Origin of the sequence: Ruegeria haliotis (assembly GCF_013377785.1) — a bacterium.
Classification (GTDB): domain Bacteria; phylum Pseudomonadota; class Alphaproteobacteria; order Rhodobacterales; family Rhodobacteraceae; genus Ruegeria; species Ruegeria haliotis.
Genome location: NZ_JABXWT010000019.1, coordinates 1 through 15,414 on the forward strand (window position 1 = coordinate 1; position 15,414 = coordinate 15,414).

The following is a 15,414-nucleotide window of genomic DNA, read 5'->3' on the forward strand; positions in this document are numbered from 1 at the left end:
GTCTTGCCGTGGTCAACGTGGCCAATCGTGCCGATATTGACGTGCGGCTTATTACGCTCAAACTTTTCCTTTGCCATGATGGCCTCCTGTCATTGATTAGGGGAAGAGGCTGACCGCCCCTTCCCCGATTTCGCTTATGCGTATTTCGCCTGAATCTCGTCCGAGATGTTCTGCGGAACCGGATCGTAATGGTCGAACTGCATGGTAAACTGGGCACGGCCAGACGACATCGAACGCAGGGTATTGATGTAACCGAACATGTTCGCCAGCGGCACAAACGCATCGATCGCGATGGCGTTGCCGCGGTTTTCCTGACCGGAAACCTGTCCCCGACGTGATGTCAGGTCACCAATGATACCGCCGGTGTATTCTTCCGGTGTAATCACTTCGACCTTCATGATCGGCTCAAGCAGTTTCGCACCTGCTTTGCGCATGCCTTCACGCATACCCATACGCGCCGCGATCTCAAACGCCAGAACCGAGGAGTCCACGTCGTGGTACTTACCTTCGATCAGAGCGACCTTGAAGTCGATCACGGGGAAACCAGCCAGAGGGCCGCTATCCATGACGGAGTTGATGCCTTTTTCAACACCCGGAATGTATTCCTTGGGCACCGAACCACCAACAACGCGAGATTCGAACGAATAACCTTCGCCCGGCTCTGTCGGCGAGATGATCATCTTCACCTCGGCGAACTGACCCGAACCACCCGACTGTTTCTTGTGGGTGTAAACGATCTCGGCTTCGTGACCGATGGTTTCGCGATAGGCCACCTGCGGTGCACCAATATTCGCTTCAACCTTGAATTCACGCTTGAGACGGTCAATCAGGATGTCCAGGTGAAGTTCGCCCATGCCCTTCATGATGGTCTGACCGCTTTCGATGTCAGTTTCCACACGGAAGGAGGGGTCTTCGGCGGCCAAACGGCCCAGACCCTGGCTCATTTTTTCCTGGTCAGCCTTGGTTTTCGGCTCAACCGCGATCTCGATCACCGGATCAGGGAAGGTCATGGTTTCCAGAACCACCGGATCACCGGTCGAACACAGAGTGTCGCCTGTGGTGGTGTCTTTCAGACCTGCCAGCGCAATGATGTCACCCGCGAATGCTTCCGTGATTTCTTCACGGTCATTCGAGTGCATCATCATCATCCGGCCGATACGCTCTTTCTTACCCTTGGTCGAGTTCAGAAGCGTGTCGCCCTTGGACAATGTACCCGAATAGATGCGGGTAAATGTCAGCGAGCCAACAAAGGGGTCGTTCATGATTTTGAACGCCAGACCCGAGAACGCCATGTCATCATCCGCACGGCGGGCGATGTTACGGGTTTCTTCTTCGTCACCGGGTTTGAAGCCCATGTAATCAACAACGTCCAGCGGGCTGGGCAGATAGTCGATCACAGCGTTCAGCAGCGGCTGAACACCTTTGTTTTTGAACGCAGAACCACCCAGAACCGGAACAAACGCGATTTCCAGAGTACCTTTGCGCAGCAGGGCGCGCAGGGTTGGAACGTCGGGCTCGTTGCCTTCCAGGTATTCCATCATCGCGTCGTCGTCCATTTCGACGGCCGCTTCGATCATCTTACCGCGCCATTCGTCAGCCATATCTTTCAGGCTGTCGCGGATCGGCGCTTTGATCCAGGACGCACCCAGATCTTCGCCTTGCCACAGCCATTCTTCCATGGTGACGAGGTCAATCAGACCTTCCAGCTCGGTCTCTGCACCGATCGGAATACCAACCGGAACTGCGCGTGCACCGGTGCGATCTTCGATCATTGCAACGCAGTTGAAGAAGTCTGCGCCGATCTTGTCCATCTTGTTGACGAACACCATACGCGGAACCTTGTAGCGGTCAGCCTGACGCCACACGGTTTCGGTCTGGGGTTCAACACCGGCGTTTGCGTCCAGAACACAGACAGCACCGTCGAGAACCGCCAGCGAGCGTTCAACTTCAATGGTGAAGTCAACGTGGCCGGGGGTGTCGATGATGTTCAGGCGGTGCTTGGGCGAGTCCGGAGTTTCACCGTCTTCAGTGCGTTCCCAGAAAGTGGTGGTCGCAGCCGATGTGATGGTGATGCCGCGTTCCTGCTCCTGCTCCATCCAGTCCATGGTGGCTGCACCGTCGTGCACCTCACCGATGTTGTGGGATTTGCCGGTGTAATACAGGATCCGCTCGGAACAGGTGGTTTTACCTGCATCGATATGCGCCATGATACCGAAGTTACGGTAATGGTTGAGTGTATATTCGCGTGCCATTTTGATGAGCCTCTGGAATTACCAACGGTAGTGGCTGAAGGCTTTGTTTGCCTCGGCCATCTTGTGGGTGTCTTCACGCTTCTTCACGGCGGTACCGCGGGACTGTACAGCGTCCATCAGTTCACCGGCGAGGCGTTCTTCCATAGTGTTTTCGTTACGGCCACGCGCAGCAGTGATCAACCAACGGATGGCCAGGGCTTCGCGGCGCTCGGGGCGCACTTCGACCGGAACCTGATAGGTTGCACCACCAACCCGGCGCGAGCGAACCTCGACCGACGGTTTGATGTTGTCGAGCGCTTCGTGGAACACTTCGACAGGGGCGCGCTTGATCTTGACTTCAACGCGGTCAAAGGCGTTGTAGACGATGCGCTCTGCAACCGACTTTTTACCGTCGATCATCAGGTTGTTCATGAATTTAGTCAGAACCTTGTCGCCAAATTTGGCGTCAGGCAGGACTTCGCGTTTTTCGGCGGCGTGACGACGTGACATATCAGCCTCTCCTTCTTACTTGGGACGCTTCGCGCCGTACTTCGAACGACGTTGCTTACGGTCTTTGACGCCTTGGGTATCCAGAACACCGCGCAGGATGTGGTAACGGACACCGGGAAGGTCTTTTACACGACCGCCACGGATCAGAACAACCGAGTGTTCCTGCAGGTTGTGGCTTTCACCGGGGATGTACGAGATGACCTCGAATCCATTGGTCAGGCGCACTTTGGCAACCTTACGCATCGCCGAGTTCGGCTTTTTCGGTGTGGTTGTGTAGACGCGTGTGCAGACGCCGCGTTTCTGCGGGCACTGCTCCAGGTGCATCGACTTCGAGCGTTTTACTTTCGGCTGCCGCGGCTTGCGGATCAGCTGTTGGATCGTTGGCATTCCGGTTATATCCCCGTTTTGCAACACATGACATGCACGCGCGATGCGTGCGGTTAAATTCGCTGCGCTTATGCGTCCACAAGCGCAAAACCCGCGAACGTTCCCATTCCGAGGTGAACGTCGCGGTTTGTTATCAGAGGGCGCGAACGACAAAATTGTCCGGGCCTTGACCAGTTCATTACTGGAATCGGTTGTGGGGCGGCCCCCAGCACCGAGATGACGCGCGTATATGGGGAGTCGGCCCAAGTGTCAACAGCACCCCTGAACGGGTGACGAGCCAACCAGATCGCGCTGACTTATCAAGGGGTGCTTTCGGAATCCACTGCCTTCGCCAGTTGCACGCTTCCCACGGCATAGGCATAGTCATGTCAGAGTTTTTTTAATGGGCAAATCATGCAAGTCATCGGTCTGTGCCGCTTTTCCTACCCTGCTGTTGGTGGTTTTCAGATTACCCATGACACGATCGATGATCGTAGGCGCTATTTGTACAACCGCGAAAGGCTGGAAGAACGGTTTCGCCTGTTCGAATCCATCACTCTGCCCAGCTTCAGGGCGCAAACCGATGAGGATTTTCAGCTCTTGATCGTCATTGGGGATTGCCTGCCCAAACCGGCCTTTGATCGCCTGCACGATCTGACAAAGGGCGTAAAGCAGATTCAAATCATCCAAAGGTCGCCGGACCGGCACCGGAAAGTCATGCGAGAGGTCCTGAATTCAGCCCGCCTGAACCGGGATCACCCCTGCCTTCAGTTCCGCCACGATGACGATGACGCCGTGTCCATTGATTTCATCGAACGCCTACGAGACGTCACGGCAGACTGCAGAGGCCTGCTGGAAAGGAATACAACGGTCGGAATTGACTATAACTGCGGATACATGGCCAGAGTGAACGCGGACGGGATCCGCGCGTCAAAAGTGCATCGCCCGCTCGTTACCGCAGGGCTTGGAATGTATGTTCAGGGCAAAAGCGCGCTGACGATCATGAATTTCACCCACAACAAGATCAACAGAGCCATGCCTGTCATCACCTACCCCGATGCCCCGATGTGGATCCGCAGTCTGAATGGGTTCAACGATTCACCCCAAACCCGTAACAACAAGCTTGAGCTAACCGACCTCACTTCGAAAGACGAACGTGAGTTCATGGCGCGTTTTGCCATTGATCAGAATACCGTGCGTCAGGTTCACTCCGCCGTGTGACGAGACCGCTCACGGAATAGGGTGAACAAGCCTGCGGCCACGACGAGGCCCGCGCCCAGCATGGTCACCATGTCCGGCCAGTCGCCGAAAATTAGCCAACCCAACGCCAGAGCCCAGATCAAGCTGGAGTATCTGAACGGTGCGATGAAACCGACCTCGCCTTCGCGCATGACCTGAACACTGAACAGATACCCCATCAGGATGAATATTGCCGCCGACGCCACCAGCCCTCCGGATGCTACAGTAATTGGCACCCATCCCTGAAAAACAGACGCAACCAGAGCGACGACCGTAACCGACAGGGACGTTGCAAGTGTCACGACCATCGAAGGCACTTTGGACGACATGCGGCGCGTGATCAGATCTCGGGTTGTCACCAATAACATCGCGACAAGCGCGTAAATGGAAAAGATACTGAACCCGTCAGGCCCGGGCCGGACAATGAACAGCATACCGGCAAACCCTAGCGCTATCGCCACCATGCGACGCCACCCGATGTGCTCAGAAAAAAAGAGCGCCGCACCCAGCGTGATGGTCAATGGCAGCGCTTGCAAGACAGCCGTCACATTTGCCAACGGCATATGCATCAAGGCCGTAAGGAAAAAATAAGTCGCGGACAGTTCGCTCAGACAGCGCCAGACGATCAACCATTTGTCGTGGCGCGGAAAATTCAAATGCAAAGCCCCCAAATGGCGAGTCAGCAGATAAATGAGCACAGTGGCCAACGCGCCGCGCAGTGCGATCAACTGGAACAACGGCAGGTCCTGACCGGCCATCTTCACTAAGGCATCGTTTACGGTGTAAGCCGCCATCGAGCCCACCATCAGCAGGGCGCCTTTCACATTCGGTGTCATGCGGATTGGGTCCAGAGTGAAGTCATCCGTGCCATTGGCCTAATGGCGGCGCAGGTTGTCAATGTCGCCATGACAAATGACCGGAGTGAACTCGTAACCGCGAACGAAAAGGCCCCGCGAAAACGCGGGGCCTGATCAGAATTATGAAAGGTCGCTTACTCGCGGCTTTCCGGTGTGTCCACCAGAACATCCAACTCGTCTCCGACCATGTCGTCGTCCATCATCGGAGCAGCCAGAGCAGCGGCCGCTTCGGCCTCCTCCCGGCGGGCTTCGATCACCACATTGTCGCGGCCCTGCGCGATATGGCGGACGTTCTGTGTCGCGCCACCGGTACCGGCCGGGATCAAACGACCGACGATGACGTTCTCTTTCAGGCCAACCAGTTTGTCCTTCTTGCCCTGAACCGAAGCCTCGGTCAGCACGCGGGTGGTTTCCTGGAACGACGCCGCCGAGATGAACGAACGTGTCTGCAGCGAAGCTTTGGTGATCCCCAGCAGGATCGGTTCGCCCTGAGCCGGACGACCACCACGCGAGAGGGTCTTCTCGTTGGCTGCGTCAAACTCCTGCTTGTCGACATGCTCGCCTTTCAGCAGGGTGGTGTCGCCTGAATCCAGGATCTCCCACTTCTGCAGCATCTGGCGCACGATAACCTCGATGTGCTTGTCGTTGATCTTCACGCCCTGCAGACGATAAACATCCTGCACTTCGTCGATCATGTAATCCGCCAGCGCTTCGACACCCATAATAGACAGGATGTCATGCGGAGCCGGGTTACCATCCATCAGGTATTCACCCTTCTGGATGAAGTCGCCTTCCGCGACCGGGATATGTTTGCCCTTGGGCACCATATACTCGATCGTTTCCATCGACTCGTCCGCCGGTTCGATGCTGATGCGGCGCTTGTTCTTGTAGTCGCGGCCAAAGCGCACGTAACCATCGGCTTCTGCGATGATCGCGTGATCCTTGGGACGCCGGGCTTCGAACAATTCGGCCACACGCGGCAGACCACCGGTGATGTCCTTGGTCTTGGCGCCTTCGCGCGGGATACGCGCGACAACGTCACCAGCTTTGATCGGATCACCATCTTCGATCGACAGGATCGCATCCACCGACATCGGATAGTGAACCGGGTTGCCTGCATCGTTGCGAACCGGCTCGCCATCTTCACCAACCAGAATGATCTCGGGCTTCAGGTCGCTGCCTTTGGGGGCCGCGCGCCAGTCGATCACGATCTTCTGGGTCATGCCGGTTGCATCGTCGGTCTCGTCGCGGACAGCGATGCCCGAAACCAGGTCGACATATTTCGCAGTACCGGCTTTCTCGGCGATGATCGGCAGAGTGTAGGGATCCCATTCGTACAGCTTGTCGCCACGGGCCACCTTGGTGCCGTCCTTGACGAACAACTTGGAGCCGTAACCCAGCTTGTGGCTGGCACGCTCTTCACCATGTTCGTCGCTGATCACCAACTTCATGTTCCGGCCCATCACCAGGCTTTCGCCTGCTGCATTGACCAGAACCTGCGGGTTCTCAAACGTCACGACACCGTCTTGACTGGCTTCCTGGAAGGACTGCTGACCACCCTGCGCAACACCACCGATGTGGAACGTCCGCATCGTCAGCTGCGTTCCGGGTTCACCGATGGACTGCGCGGCGATGATGCCGACAGCTTCACCCGTGTTGACCCGAGTTCCGCGTGCAAGGTCACGACCATAGCAAGTGGCACAGACGCCCTCTTCGGACTCACAGGTCAGCGGCGAGCGGATGCGCATAGATGCAACACCAGCCTCGTCAATGATGTCAGCCATGCGTTCGTCGATCAACTGACCGGCAGCGACGAGAACCTCGTCCGTTCCCGGACGCAGAACATCATCGGCAGATACCCGGCCCAACACGCGTTCAGCCAGCGAAGAAACAACCTCACCATCGTTGACGGCTGCTTCGGCAGTGATCGCACGTTCGGTTCCGCAATCGATCTCGCGAACGATGCAGTCCTGTGCGACGTCCACCAGACGACGGGTCAGGTAGCCTGAGTTGGCCGTTTTCAGAGCGGTATCCGACAGGCCCTTACGGGCACCGTGTGTCGAGTTGAAGTACTCAAGAACGGTCAGACCTTCCTTAAAGTTCGAGATGATCGGTGTCTCGATGATGTCGCCATTCGGCTTCGCCATCAGGCCGCGCATCCCGCCCAGCTGCTTCATCTGCGTGACCGAGCCACGCGCACCCGAGTGCGCCATCATGTAGACCGAGTTCGGTTCCTGTTCAGACCCGTCCTGGGCCCGCTCGGACGACGAAATCGTGCTCATCATGGCATCGGTGACGCGGTCGTTACACTTCGACCAGGCATCGACAACTTTGTTGTACTTTTCGCCCTGAGTGATCAGGCCGTCCATGTACTGCTGTTCAAAGTCTTTCACCTGACTGCGGGTTTCGTCCACGATGCCCCATTTGTCATCCGGGATCACCATGTCGTCCTTACCGAACGAAATACCGGCGCGGAACGCTTCCTTGAAGCCCATCGACATGATCTGGTCACAGAAGATAACCGACTCTTTCTGACCGCAATAGCGGTAGACGGTGTCGATCACCTGCTGCACTTCTTTCTTGCGCAGCAGACGGTTGACCAGTTCAAACGGCGCCTTGTTGTTCACCGGCAGCAACGCACCCAAACGCACGCGGCCCGGAGTGGTTTCAAACCGCTGCAGAACCTCATTGCCTTCTTCGTCGATCTGCGTGATCCGGGCAGTGATCTTGGTGTGCAGGTGCACTTCGCCGGCATCCAGCGCATGCTGAACTTCGTCGATCGACCCGAACACTTTGCCTTCGCCAGGCATGCCTTCGCGTTCCAGAGAGACGTAGTAGAGACCCAGGATCATATCCTGCGATGGAACGATGATCGGCGCGCCGTTTGCAGGCGACAGAACGTTGTTCGTCGACATCATCAGAACACGTGCTTCCAACTGGGCCTCAAGGCTCAGAGGGACGTGAACGGCCATCTGGTCACCGTCAAAGTCGGCGTTAAAGGCCGAACAGACCAGCGGGTGCAGCTGGATGGCTTTGCCTTCGATCAGGACCGGCTCGAACGCCTGAATGCCAAGACGGTGCAGTGTAGGCGCACGGTTCAGCATGACAGGGTGTTCGCGGATCACCTCGTCGAGGATATCCCACACTTCGGGACGCTCTTTCTCGACCAGTTTCTTCGCCTGTTTCACGGTCGAAGACAGACCTTTGGCTTCAAGGCGCGAGTAGATGAACGGCTTGAACAGCTCCAGCGCCATCTTCTTGGGCAGACCACACTGGTGCAGCTTCAGTTCGGGGCCGGTCACAATGACCGAACGGCCCGAGAAGTCGACGCGTTTCCCCAGAAGGTTCTGACGGAAGCGACCCTGCTTACCCTTCAGCATGTCCGACAGAGATTTCAGCGGACGCTTGTTGGCGCCAGTGATCACACGGCCACGACGGCCGTTGTCGAACAAGGCGTCAACTGATTCCTGCAACATCCGCTTTTCGTTGCGGACGATGATGTCAGGCGCGCGCAGTTCGATCAGACGCTTCAGACGGTTGTTCCGGTTGATGACGCGGCGATACAGATCGTTCAGATCAGACGTCGCGAAACGGCCACCATCCAGCGGAACCAGCGGACGCAGTTCCGGTGGAATGACCGGGATCACGGTCATCACCATCCACTCAGGCCGGTTGCCCGACTCGAGGAAGGATTCGACAACCTTCAGACGCTTGATGATCTTCTTGGGCTTCAGTTCGCCGGTTGCTTCGGCCAAGTCAGCGCGCAGTTGCTCGGCTTCGGCTTCCAGATCGATCTGGGCCAGCATCTCACGAATGGCTTCGGCACCGATGTTCGCGGTGAACGCGTCCATGCCAAAGGCATCCTGTGCATCCATGTACTCTTCTTCGGTCAGCATCTGGCCGTAAGACAGGTCGGTCAGACCGGGCTCGATGACGACATAGTTCTCAAAGTACAGAACGCGTTCCAGATCGCGCAGCGTCATGTCCAGCATCAGGCCGATACGGGACGGCAGCGATTTCAGGAACCAGATATGCGCAACGGGCGCTGCCAGTTCGATGTGGCCCATACGCTCGCGGCGGACTTTCTGCAGGGTGACTTCCACGCCGCATTTCTCGCAGACAACGCCGCGATACTTCATCCGCTTATATTTTCCGCACAGACATTCGTAATCTTTGATCGGGCCAAAGATACGCGCGCAGAACAGACCGTCACGTTCAGGCTTGAACGTCCGGTAGTTGATGGTTTCAGGTTTCTTGATCTCGCCATAGGACCAAGACAGGATCCGCTCCGGGCTGGCCAGTGATACCTTGATCTCGTCAAAGACCTTCGGCGGCGTCAGCGGGTTGAACGGGTTATTGGTGATTTCCTGGTTCATTTTGCGTCCTTACAAATTGGGATGGGATGAGTGTGGGGCGTTGCGGCCCCTACTCTTCCTCCGCATCCAGGAGTTCCATATTCAGGCCGAGGCCGCGGACTTCTTTCACCAGAACGTTGAACGATTCCGGTACGCCCGCCTCAAAGTTATCCTCGCCCTTGACGATCGACTCATAGACCTTGGTCCGGCCGGCGACGTCATCCGATTTCACGGTAAGCATCTCCTGCAGGGTGTAGGCGGCGCCGTAAGCTTCCAGAGCCCAGACTTCCATCTCACCAAAGCGCTGACCACCGAACTGTGCCTTACCACCCAGCGGCTGCTGGGTAACCAGGCTGTAAGGCCCGGTCGAACGCGCGTGGATCTTGTCGTCCACCAGGTGATGCAGTTTCAGCAGGTACTTGATGCCCACAGTCACCGGACGTGCGAATTGCTCACCCGTGCGACCGTCGAACAGAACCGACTGACCGCTTTGCGAGAAACCTGCACGCACCAGCGCGTCGTTGACGTCAGCCTCTTTGGCACCGTCAAAGACCGGGGTCGCGATCGGAACACCACGGGTCACGTTGCCTGCGGCTTCGATCAGGTGACCCTCGTCCATGCCGACGATGCCTTCTTCGTAGACGTCCTCGCCATAGGCCAGTTTCATCGCTTCGCGAACCGGGGTCAGATCGCCGGAGCGGCGGTATTCACCCAGTGCGTCGTCGATGTTCAGACCCAGGCCGCGCGCGGCCCAACCCATGTGGGTTTCAAGGATCTGACCAACGTTCATACGCGAAGGCACACCCAGCGGGTTCAGACAGAAGTCAACCGGTGTACCATCGGCCAGGAACGGCATGTCTTCCATCGGAACAACCTTGGAAATCACACCTTTGTTCCCGTGACGGCCGGCCATCTTGTCGCCCGGCTGAAGCTTACGCTTCACGGCGATGAAGACTTTGACCATCTTCATCACACCCGGCGGCAGATCGTCGCCACGGCGGACTTTTTCGACCTTGTCTTCGAAACGAGCATCCAAAGCGCGCTTGAGCACTTCGTATTGCTCGTTCAGCGCTTCGACGATCTGGGCGTCCTTCTCGTCTTCCAGCGCCAGCTGCCACCACTGACCACGGGTCAGCATGTCCAGCAGCTCCTCGGTGATCACCGAGCTTGGCTTGACACCCTTGGGACCTTTGACAGCGGTTTTACCCAGGATCAGGCCCTGCAGACGCGCATAGATGTTGCGGTCAAGGATCGCCAGCTCGTCATCCCGGTCACGGGCCAGACGTTCGACTTCCTCACGTTCGATCTGCAGCGCACGCTCGTCTTTTTCCACACCGTGACGGTTGAAGACGCGGACTTCCACGACCGTACCGTAATCGCCCGGCTTCACGCGCAGCGAGGTGTCGCGCACGTCAGATGCTTTTTCACCAAAGATGGCGCGCAGCAGCTTTTCTTCCGGGGTCATCGGGCTTTCGCCCTTCGGAGTGATCTTGCCAACCAGAATATCGCCCGGCTCAACATCCGCACCGATGTAAACGATGCCAGCCTCGTCGAGGTTGCGCAGCGCTTCTTCACCGACGTTCGGGATGTCGCGGGTAATCTCTTCCGGGCCCAGCTTCGTGTCACGGGCGGCGACTTCGAATTCCTCGATATGGACCGAGGTAAAGACGTCATCACGCGCAATACGTTCCGAGATCAGGATCGAGTCTTCGTAGTTGTAGCCATTCCACGGCATGAACGCGACGACCACGTTCTTACCCAGTGCCAGTTCACCGATATCGGTGGACGGACCATCGGCGACAACCTCGCCTTTCGTGACAGTGTCACCCACTTTCACCAGCGGACGCTGGTTGATGCAGGTGTTCTGGTTCGAACGCTGGAATTTGCGCAGACGGTAAATGTCCACACCAGCATCGCCCAGTTCCAGATCTTCGGTGGCGCGAATAACGATACGCTGGGCATCGACCTGGTCGATAATACCGGCGCGTTTCGCCTGGATCGCAGCACCCGAGTCGATCGCTACCTTTTCCTCGATACCGGTACCAACCAGCGGCGCTTCGGCCCGCAGCAGCGGAACCGCCTGACGTTGCATGTTCGAGCCCATCAGGGCGCGGTTGGCGTCGTCATTTTCAAGGAACGGGATCAGCGATGCAGCGACCGAAACCAACTGTTTCGGGCTGACGTCGATCAGGTCCACATTCTCGCGCGGGGCGAGCGTGTAGTCGCCGGACTGACGGGTCGAGACCAGATCGTTGATGAACTTGCCATCCGCATCCAGCGTCGCGTTCGCCTGTGCCACGGTGTGACGCATTTCCTCGGTCGCGGACATGTAGTGAACCTCATCGGTCACCTCGGCGTCTTTGACAACGCGGTAAGGTGTTTCGATAAAGCCATACTTGTTCACGCGGGCAAAGGTGGCCAGCGAGTTGATCAGACCGATGTTCGGACCTTCCGGCGTTTCGATCGGACACATCCGACCATAGTGGGTCGGGTGCACGTCACGAACCTCAAAGCCCGCACGCTCACGTGTCAGACCACCGGGGCCAAGCGCCGAGAGGCGGCGTTTGTGGGTGACTTCCGACAGCGGGTTGGTTTGGTCCATGAACTGCGACAGCTGCGACGAGCCGAAGAATTCACGAACAGCAGCAGCAGCCGGTTTCGCGTTGATCAGGTCTTGCGGCATGACGGTGTCGATTTCAACCGACGACATACGCTCTTTGATCGCGCGCTCCATGCGCAGCAGGCCAACGCGGTACTGGTTTTCCATCAGTTCGCCAACCGAACGCACACGACGGTTGCCCAGGTGATCGATATCGTCGATGTCACCTTTGCCATCACGCAGTTCAACCAGCGCCTTGATGCAGGCCACGATGTCTTCGCGGCGCAGGGTGCGCAGTGTATCGGGCGCATCCAGAGCCAGACGCATGTTCATTTTTACGCGGCCAACAGCGGACAAGTCATAACGCTCACTGTCAAAGAACAGCGTTTCGAACAGCGCAGAGGCGGCCTCGACGGTGGGCGGCTCACCCGGGCGCATCACGCGGTAGATATCCATCAGCGCGGTGTCACGGCCCATGTTCTTGTCCATGGCCATGGTGTTGCGCATGTACGGACCGACATTGATGTTGTCGATGTCCAGAACCGGGATGTCAGTGATGCCCGCATCGATCAGTTCCTTCGCGGTACCGCCGATCAGATCGCCATCCTTGTCGTATTCCAGCGTCAGCTCGTCCCCGGCTTCGACATAGATCGCACCGGTTTCTTCGTTGATGATGTCTTTGGCGACAAACTTGCCAACGATGTGATCGAATGGAACCAGCAGGTCCGTGACCGCGCCTTCGTCGATCAGCTTTTTGACCGCGCGTGGGGTGACTTTCTTGCCAGCTTCAGCAATCACTTCACCGGATTTCGCGTCGATCAGATCATAGGTCGGGCGGGTGCCACGCGCACGCTGGGGGAAGAACGGCGTGACCCAACCCTTCTTCTTGTCCAGCTTGTAGGATACCGTGTTGTAATAGGCATCCATGATCGCTTCCTGATCCAGGCCCAGCGCATAGAGCAGGGTTGTCACAGGCAGTTTACGACGACGGTCGATACGGGCGAAAACGATATCCTTGGCGTCGAACTCAAAGTCCAACCAGCTGCCGCGATACGGGATGATTCGGCAGGCAAACAGCAGCTTGCCCGAGGAGTGGGTTTTGCCCTTGTCGTGGTCGAAGAACACGCCAGGCGACCGGTGCATCTGGCTAACGATCACACGCTCGGTGCCGTTGACGACAAAGGTACCATTGGGCGTCATCAGGGGCATATCGCCCATGAACACATCCTGTTCCTTGATGTCTTTGACCGACTTGGCGCCAGTGTCTTCATCGACATCAAACACGATCAAACGCAGAGTGACCTTCAGCGGCGCGCTGTAGGTCATGTCGCGCTGCATGCACTCTTCGACGTCGTATTTGGGTTTTTCCAGATCGTATTTCACGAACTCCAGAACGGAGGTTTCGTTGAAATCCTTGATCGGGAAAACCGACTGGAACACGCCCTTGATGCCTTCGCCGTCAGTGGGCACATCAGCATCGCCGGAGCGCAGGAATAGATCATAAGAGGATTTCTGGACCTCAATGAGGTTCGGCATCTCCAGCACTTCGCGGATTTTGCCGTAATATTTACGAAGACGTTTCTGGCCAAGGAACGATTGAGCCATGTCAGATGTCACCTTTCGATGTTCTCAGCGGACAAAGACACCGTCGGGCCCCGGCGCCTTGCACATTAGAGACGAAACGTCCGGATCAATTCGTGGCCACCGTCCCGAATGGCAGCCTCCCGATCCGCGAACCGCGTCTTAGAAAACGCCCCACTGTCGGAGGCTCTTTCTAAGACAGGTTCGGCTGGACCCGGATTTCTCCGGATCCAGCCAAATTTTTCGGCGCATCAACGATGCACCTGCCGAAGGGCTTAGGCCACTTCGACTTCGGCGCCAGCTGCTTCCAGCTTGCCTTTGACTTCTTCAGCTTCGTCTTTGGAAACTGCTTCTTTGATCTTGCCGCCAGCTTCAACCAGTTCCTTGGCTTCTTTCAGACCCAGACCGGTGATCGCGCGAACTTCTTTGATCACGTTGATTTTCGAAGCGCCGGCGTTCTTCAGAACGACGTCGAATTCGGTTTTTTCTTCCTCAGCTGCGCCACCGGCGTCGCCACCGGCTGCCATGACAACTGCGCCGCCTGCTGCGGGCTCGATGCCATATTCGTCTTTGAGGATGGTTTTCAGTTCTTGTGCTTCCAGCAGGGTCAGACCCACGATGCTTTCTGCGAGTGCTTTCAGATCAGCCATTGTATCAGCTCTTTCCGTTTACAGTGTGTGTTCCAACGTCAGGGTATTTACCCTACGCAGATCATTCAGTGCCAACCGCTTACGCAGCTTCCGCCTTCTCTTCGATGGTGGAAAGGATGCTTGCGATATTGCTTGCAGGTGCGCCAATCGCGCCGGCGATGCTCGAAGCAGGTGCGCCAATGCAGCCCACGATCGAAGCAATAAGCTCCTCGCGAGACGGCATTTTCGAAACTGTTTCGACGCCTTTGCGGTCCAGAGCATTCTCACCCATTGCACCGCCAAGGATTTCGAACTTTTTGTTCTCCTTGGCGAAGTCCTCGGCCACCTTGGCTGCTGCCACGGGGTCTTCGGAATAGGTCAGAACGGTCATACCCGTCAGCAGGTCAGCAATGCTCTCACATGGCTTTCCGTCGAGGGCGATTTTGGCGAGCCTGTTTTTGGCAACACGCACAGATCCACCGGCGTCACGAGCACGCGCGCGCAGATCCTGCATCTCGGCAACTGTCAGACCGGCGTAGTGCGAAACCACTACGACGCCAGAGCTTTCGAAGATTTGGCCGAGTTCCTCGACCACTTTCTCTTTCTGGGCTCTATCCACAGTTCTCTCCAAGTTTGGGATGATGGTTCATCCCGGCTCATATTTGCCGAGGGTGTTACCCCGGCGTTCAGGTCCGTTGTTACGGGATTGGCCAAAATTCGCCCGAGGATTGAGACCCTCGAAATCTTTGGTCTTACCCGTCTCAGGCAGGGAATTAAGGGGCCAAATGGACCCACCCACCGTCTTGGACGAAACGAAATAAAGCGCACGACGAATCGCACGCTTTACTCCGCAGCTCTCTTTAGGGCAGTCTCGCAGGGTTTCCAAGGGGTAAATCGCAGAGTTTCGCAATTTTGGCACGACGTGCAAGTCCCATCCGGACCATACCGAGCGATAGCAATTCCAGAACTACTTACACCATGTCTGACCCTGCAGCCACATTGCCGGGTTCAATTTCGTCACAGGCCGCAGAGACGCTTGCAATCTCG

The 15,414-nt window shown here is 57.0% G+C and carries 9 protein-coding genes; 1 reads left to right on the forward strand and 8 read right to left on the reverse strand.

Annotation, left to right across the window (positions count from 1 at the left end):
- Positions 1-134 precede the first annotated feature (134 nt).
- The 3 genes from fusA to rpsL are packed head-to-tail and all read right to left on the reverse strand — an operon-like array spanning position 135 to position 3,128.
- On the reverse strand, positions 135-2,252 hold the full coding sequence (gene fusA / locus HW561_RS20290) for an elongation factor G (RefSeq protein WP_176867184.1): 2,118 nt from the start codon (positions 2,250-2,252) through the stop codon (positions 135-137).
- Positions 2,253-2,270: 18 nt separating this feature from the next.
- On the reverse strand, positions 2,271-2,741 hold the full coding sequence (gene rpsG, locus HW561_RS20295; RefSeq protein ID WP_074737774.1) for a 30S ribosomal protein S7: 471 nt from the start codon (positions 2,739-2,741) through the stop codon (positions 2,271-2,273).
- 15 nt (positions 2,742-2,756) lie between these two features.
- Positions 2,757-3,128, reverse strand: a complete 372-nt coding sequence (gene rpsL, locus HW561_RS20300; RefSeq protein ID WP_005621086.1) for a 30S ribosomal protein S12 — start codon at positions 3,126-3,128, stop codon at positions 2,757-2,759.
- Between the two features lie 393 nt (positions 3,129-3,521).
- Between rpsL and HW561_RS20305 the strand changes: the two genes are divergently transcribed.
- Entirely contained in the window at positions 3,522-4,328 is an 807-nt protein-coding gene (locus HW561_RS20305) for a putative rhamnosyl transferase (RefSeq protein WP_176867185.1), read from the forward strand.
- On the opposite strand, the gene HW561_RS20310 is transcribed toward HW561_RS20305, so the two are convergent.
- The 5 genes from HW561_RS20310 to rplJ all read right to left on the reverse strand — a co-directional run bounded on the left by HW561_RS20310 (position 4,313) and on the right by rplJ (position 14,986).
- Positions 4,313-5,182: a DMT family transporter gene (locus tag HW561_RS20310; RefSeq protein ID WP_176867186.1), complete on the reverse strand. Its 870-nt coding sequence runs from the start codon at positions 5,180-5,182 to the stop codon at positions 4,313-4,315. The two genes, HW561_RS20305 and HW561_RS20310, sit on opposite strands and share 16 nt — an antisense overlap.
- Before the next feature lie 155 nt (positions 5,183-5,337).
- A complete protein-coding gene (gene rpoC / locus HW561_RS20315; protein WP_176867187.1) occupies positions 5,338-9,579 on the reverse strand; it encodes a DNA-directed RNA polymerase subunit beta' in 4,242 nt (1,413 codons plus the stop codon).
- A 49-nt stretch (positions 9,580-9,628) separates the two neighbouring features.
- Positions 9,629-13,762 (reverse strand): DNA-directed RNA polymerase subunit beta, encoded by a 4,134-nt coding sequence (gene rpoB / locus HW561_RS20320; RefSeq protein ID WP_176867188.1) that lies wholly within the window; start codon positions 13,760-13,762, stop codon positions 9,629-9,631.
- Positions 13,763-14,013: 251 nt separating this feature from the next.
- Positions 14,014-14,388 (reverse strand): 50S ribosomal protein L7/L12, encoded by a 375-nt coding sequence (gene rplL, locus HW561_RS20325; RefSeq protein ID WP_176867189.1) that lies wholly within the window; start codon positions 14,386-14,388, stop codon positions 14,014-14,016.
- Positions 14,389-14,467: 79 nt separating this feature from the next.
- A complete protein-coding gene (gene rplJ, locus HW561_RS20330) occupies positions 14,468-14,986 on the reverse strand; it encodes a 50S ribosomal protein L10 (RefSeq protein ID WP_176867190.1) in 519 nt (172 codons plus the stop codon).
- Between the last annotated feature and the right edge of the window lie 428 nt (positions 14,987-15,414).

Coding starts and splice junctions, on each gene's coding strand:
- fusA (WP_176867184.1), bottom strand. CDS start 2,252: ATGGCACGCGAATATACACTCAACCATTACCGTAACTTCGGTATCATG.
- rpsG (WP_074737774.1), bottom strand. CDS start 2,741: ATGTCACGTCGTCACGCCGCCGAAAAACGCGAAGTCCTGCCTGACGCC.
- rpsL (WP_005621086.1), bottom strand. CDS start 3,128: ATGCCAACGATCCAACAGCTGATCCGCAAGCCGCGGCAGCCGAAAGTA.
- HW561_RS20305 (WP_176867185.1), top strand. CDS start 3,522: ATGCAAGTCATCGGTCTGTGCCGCTTTTCCTACCCTGCTGTTGGTGGT.
- HW561_RS20310 (WP_176867186.1), bottom strand. CDS start 5,182: ATGACACCGAATGTGAAAGGCGCCCTGCTGATGGTGGGCTCGATGGCG.
- rpoC (WP_176867187.1), bottom strand. CDS start 9,579: ATGAACCAGGAAATCACCAATAACCCGTTCAACCCGCTGACGCCGCCG.
- rpoB (WP_176867188.1), bottom strand. CDS start 13,762: ATGGCTCAATCGTTCCTTGGCCAGAAACGTCTTCGTAAATATTACGGC.
- rplL (WP_176867189.1), bottom strand. CDS start 14,388: ATGGCTGATCTGAAAGCACTCGCAGAAAGCATCGTGGGTCTGACCCTG.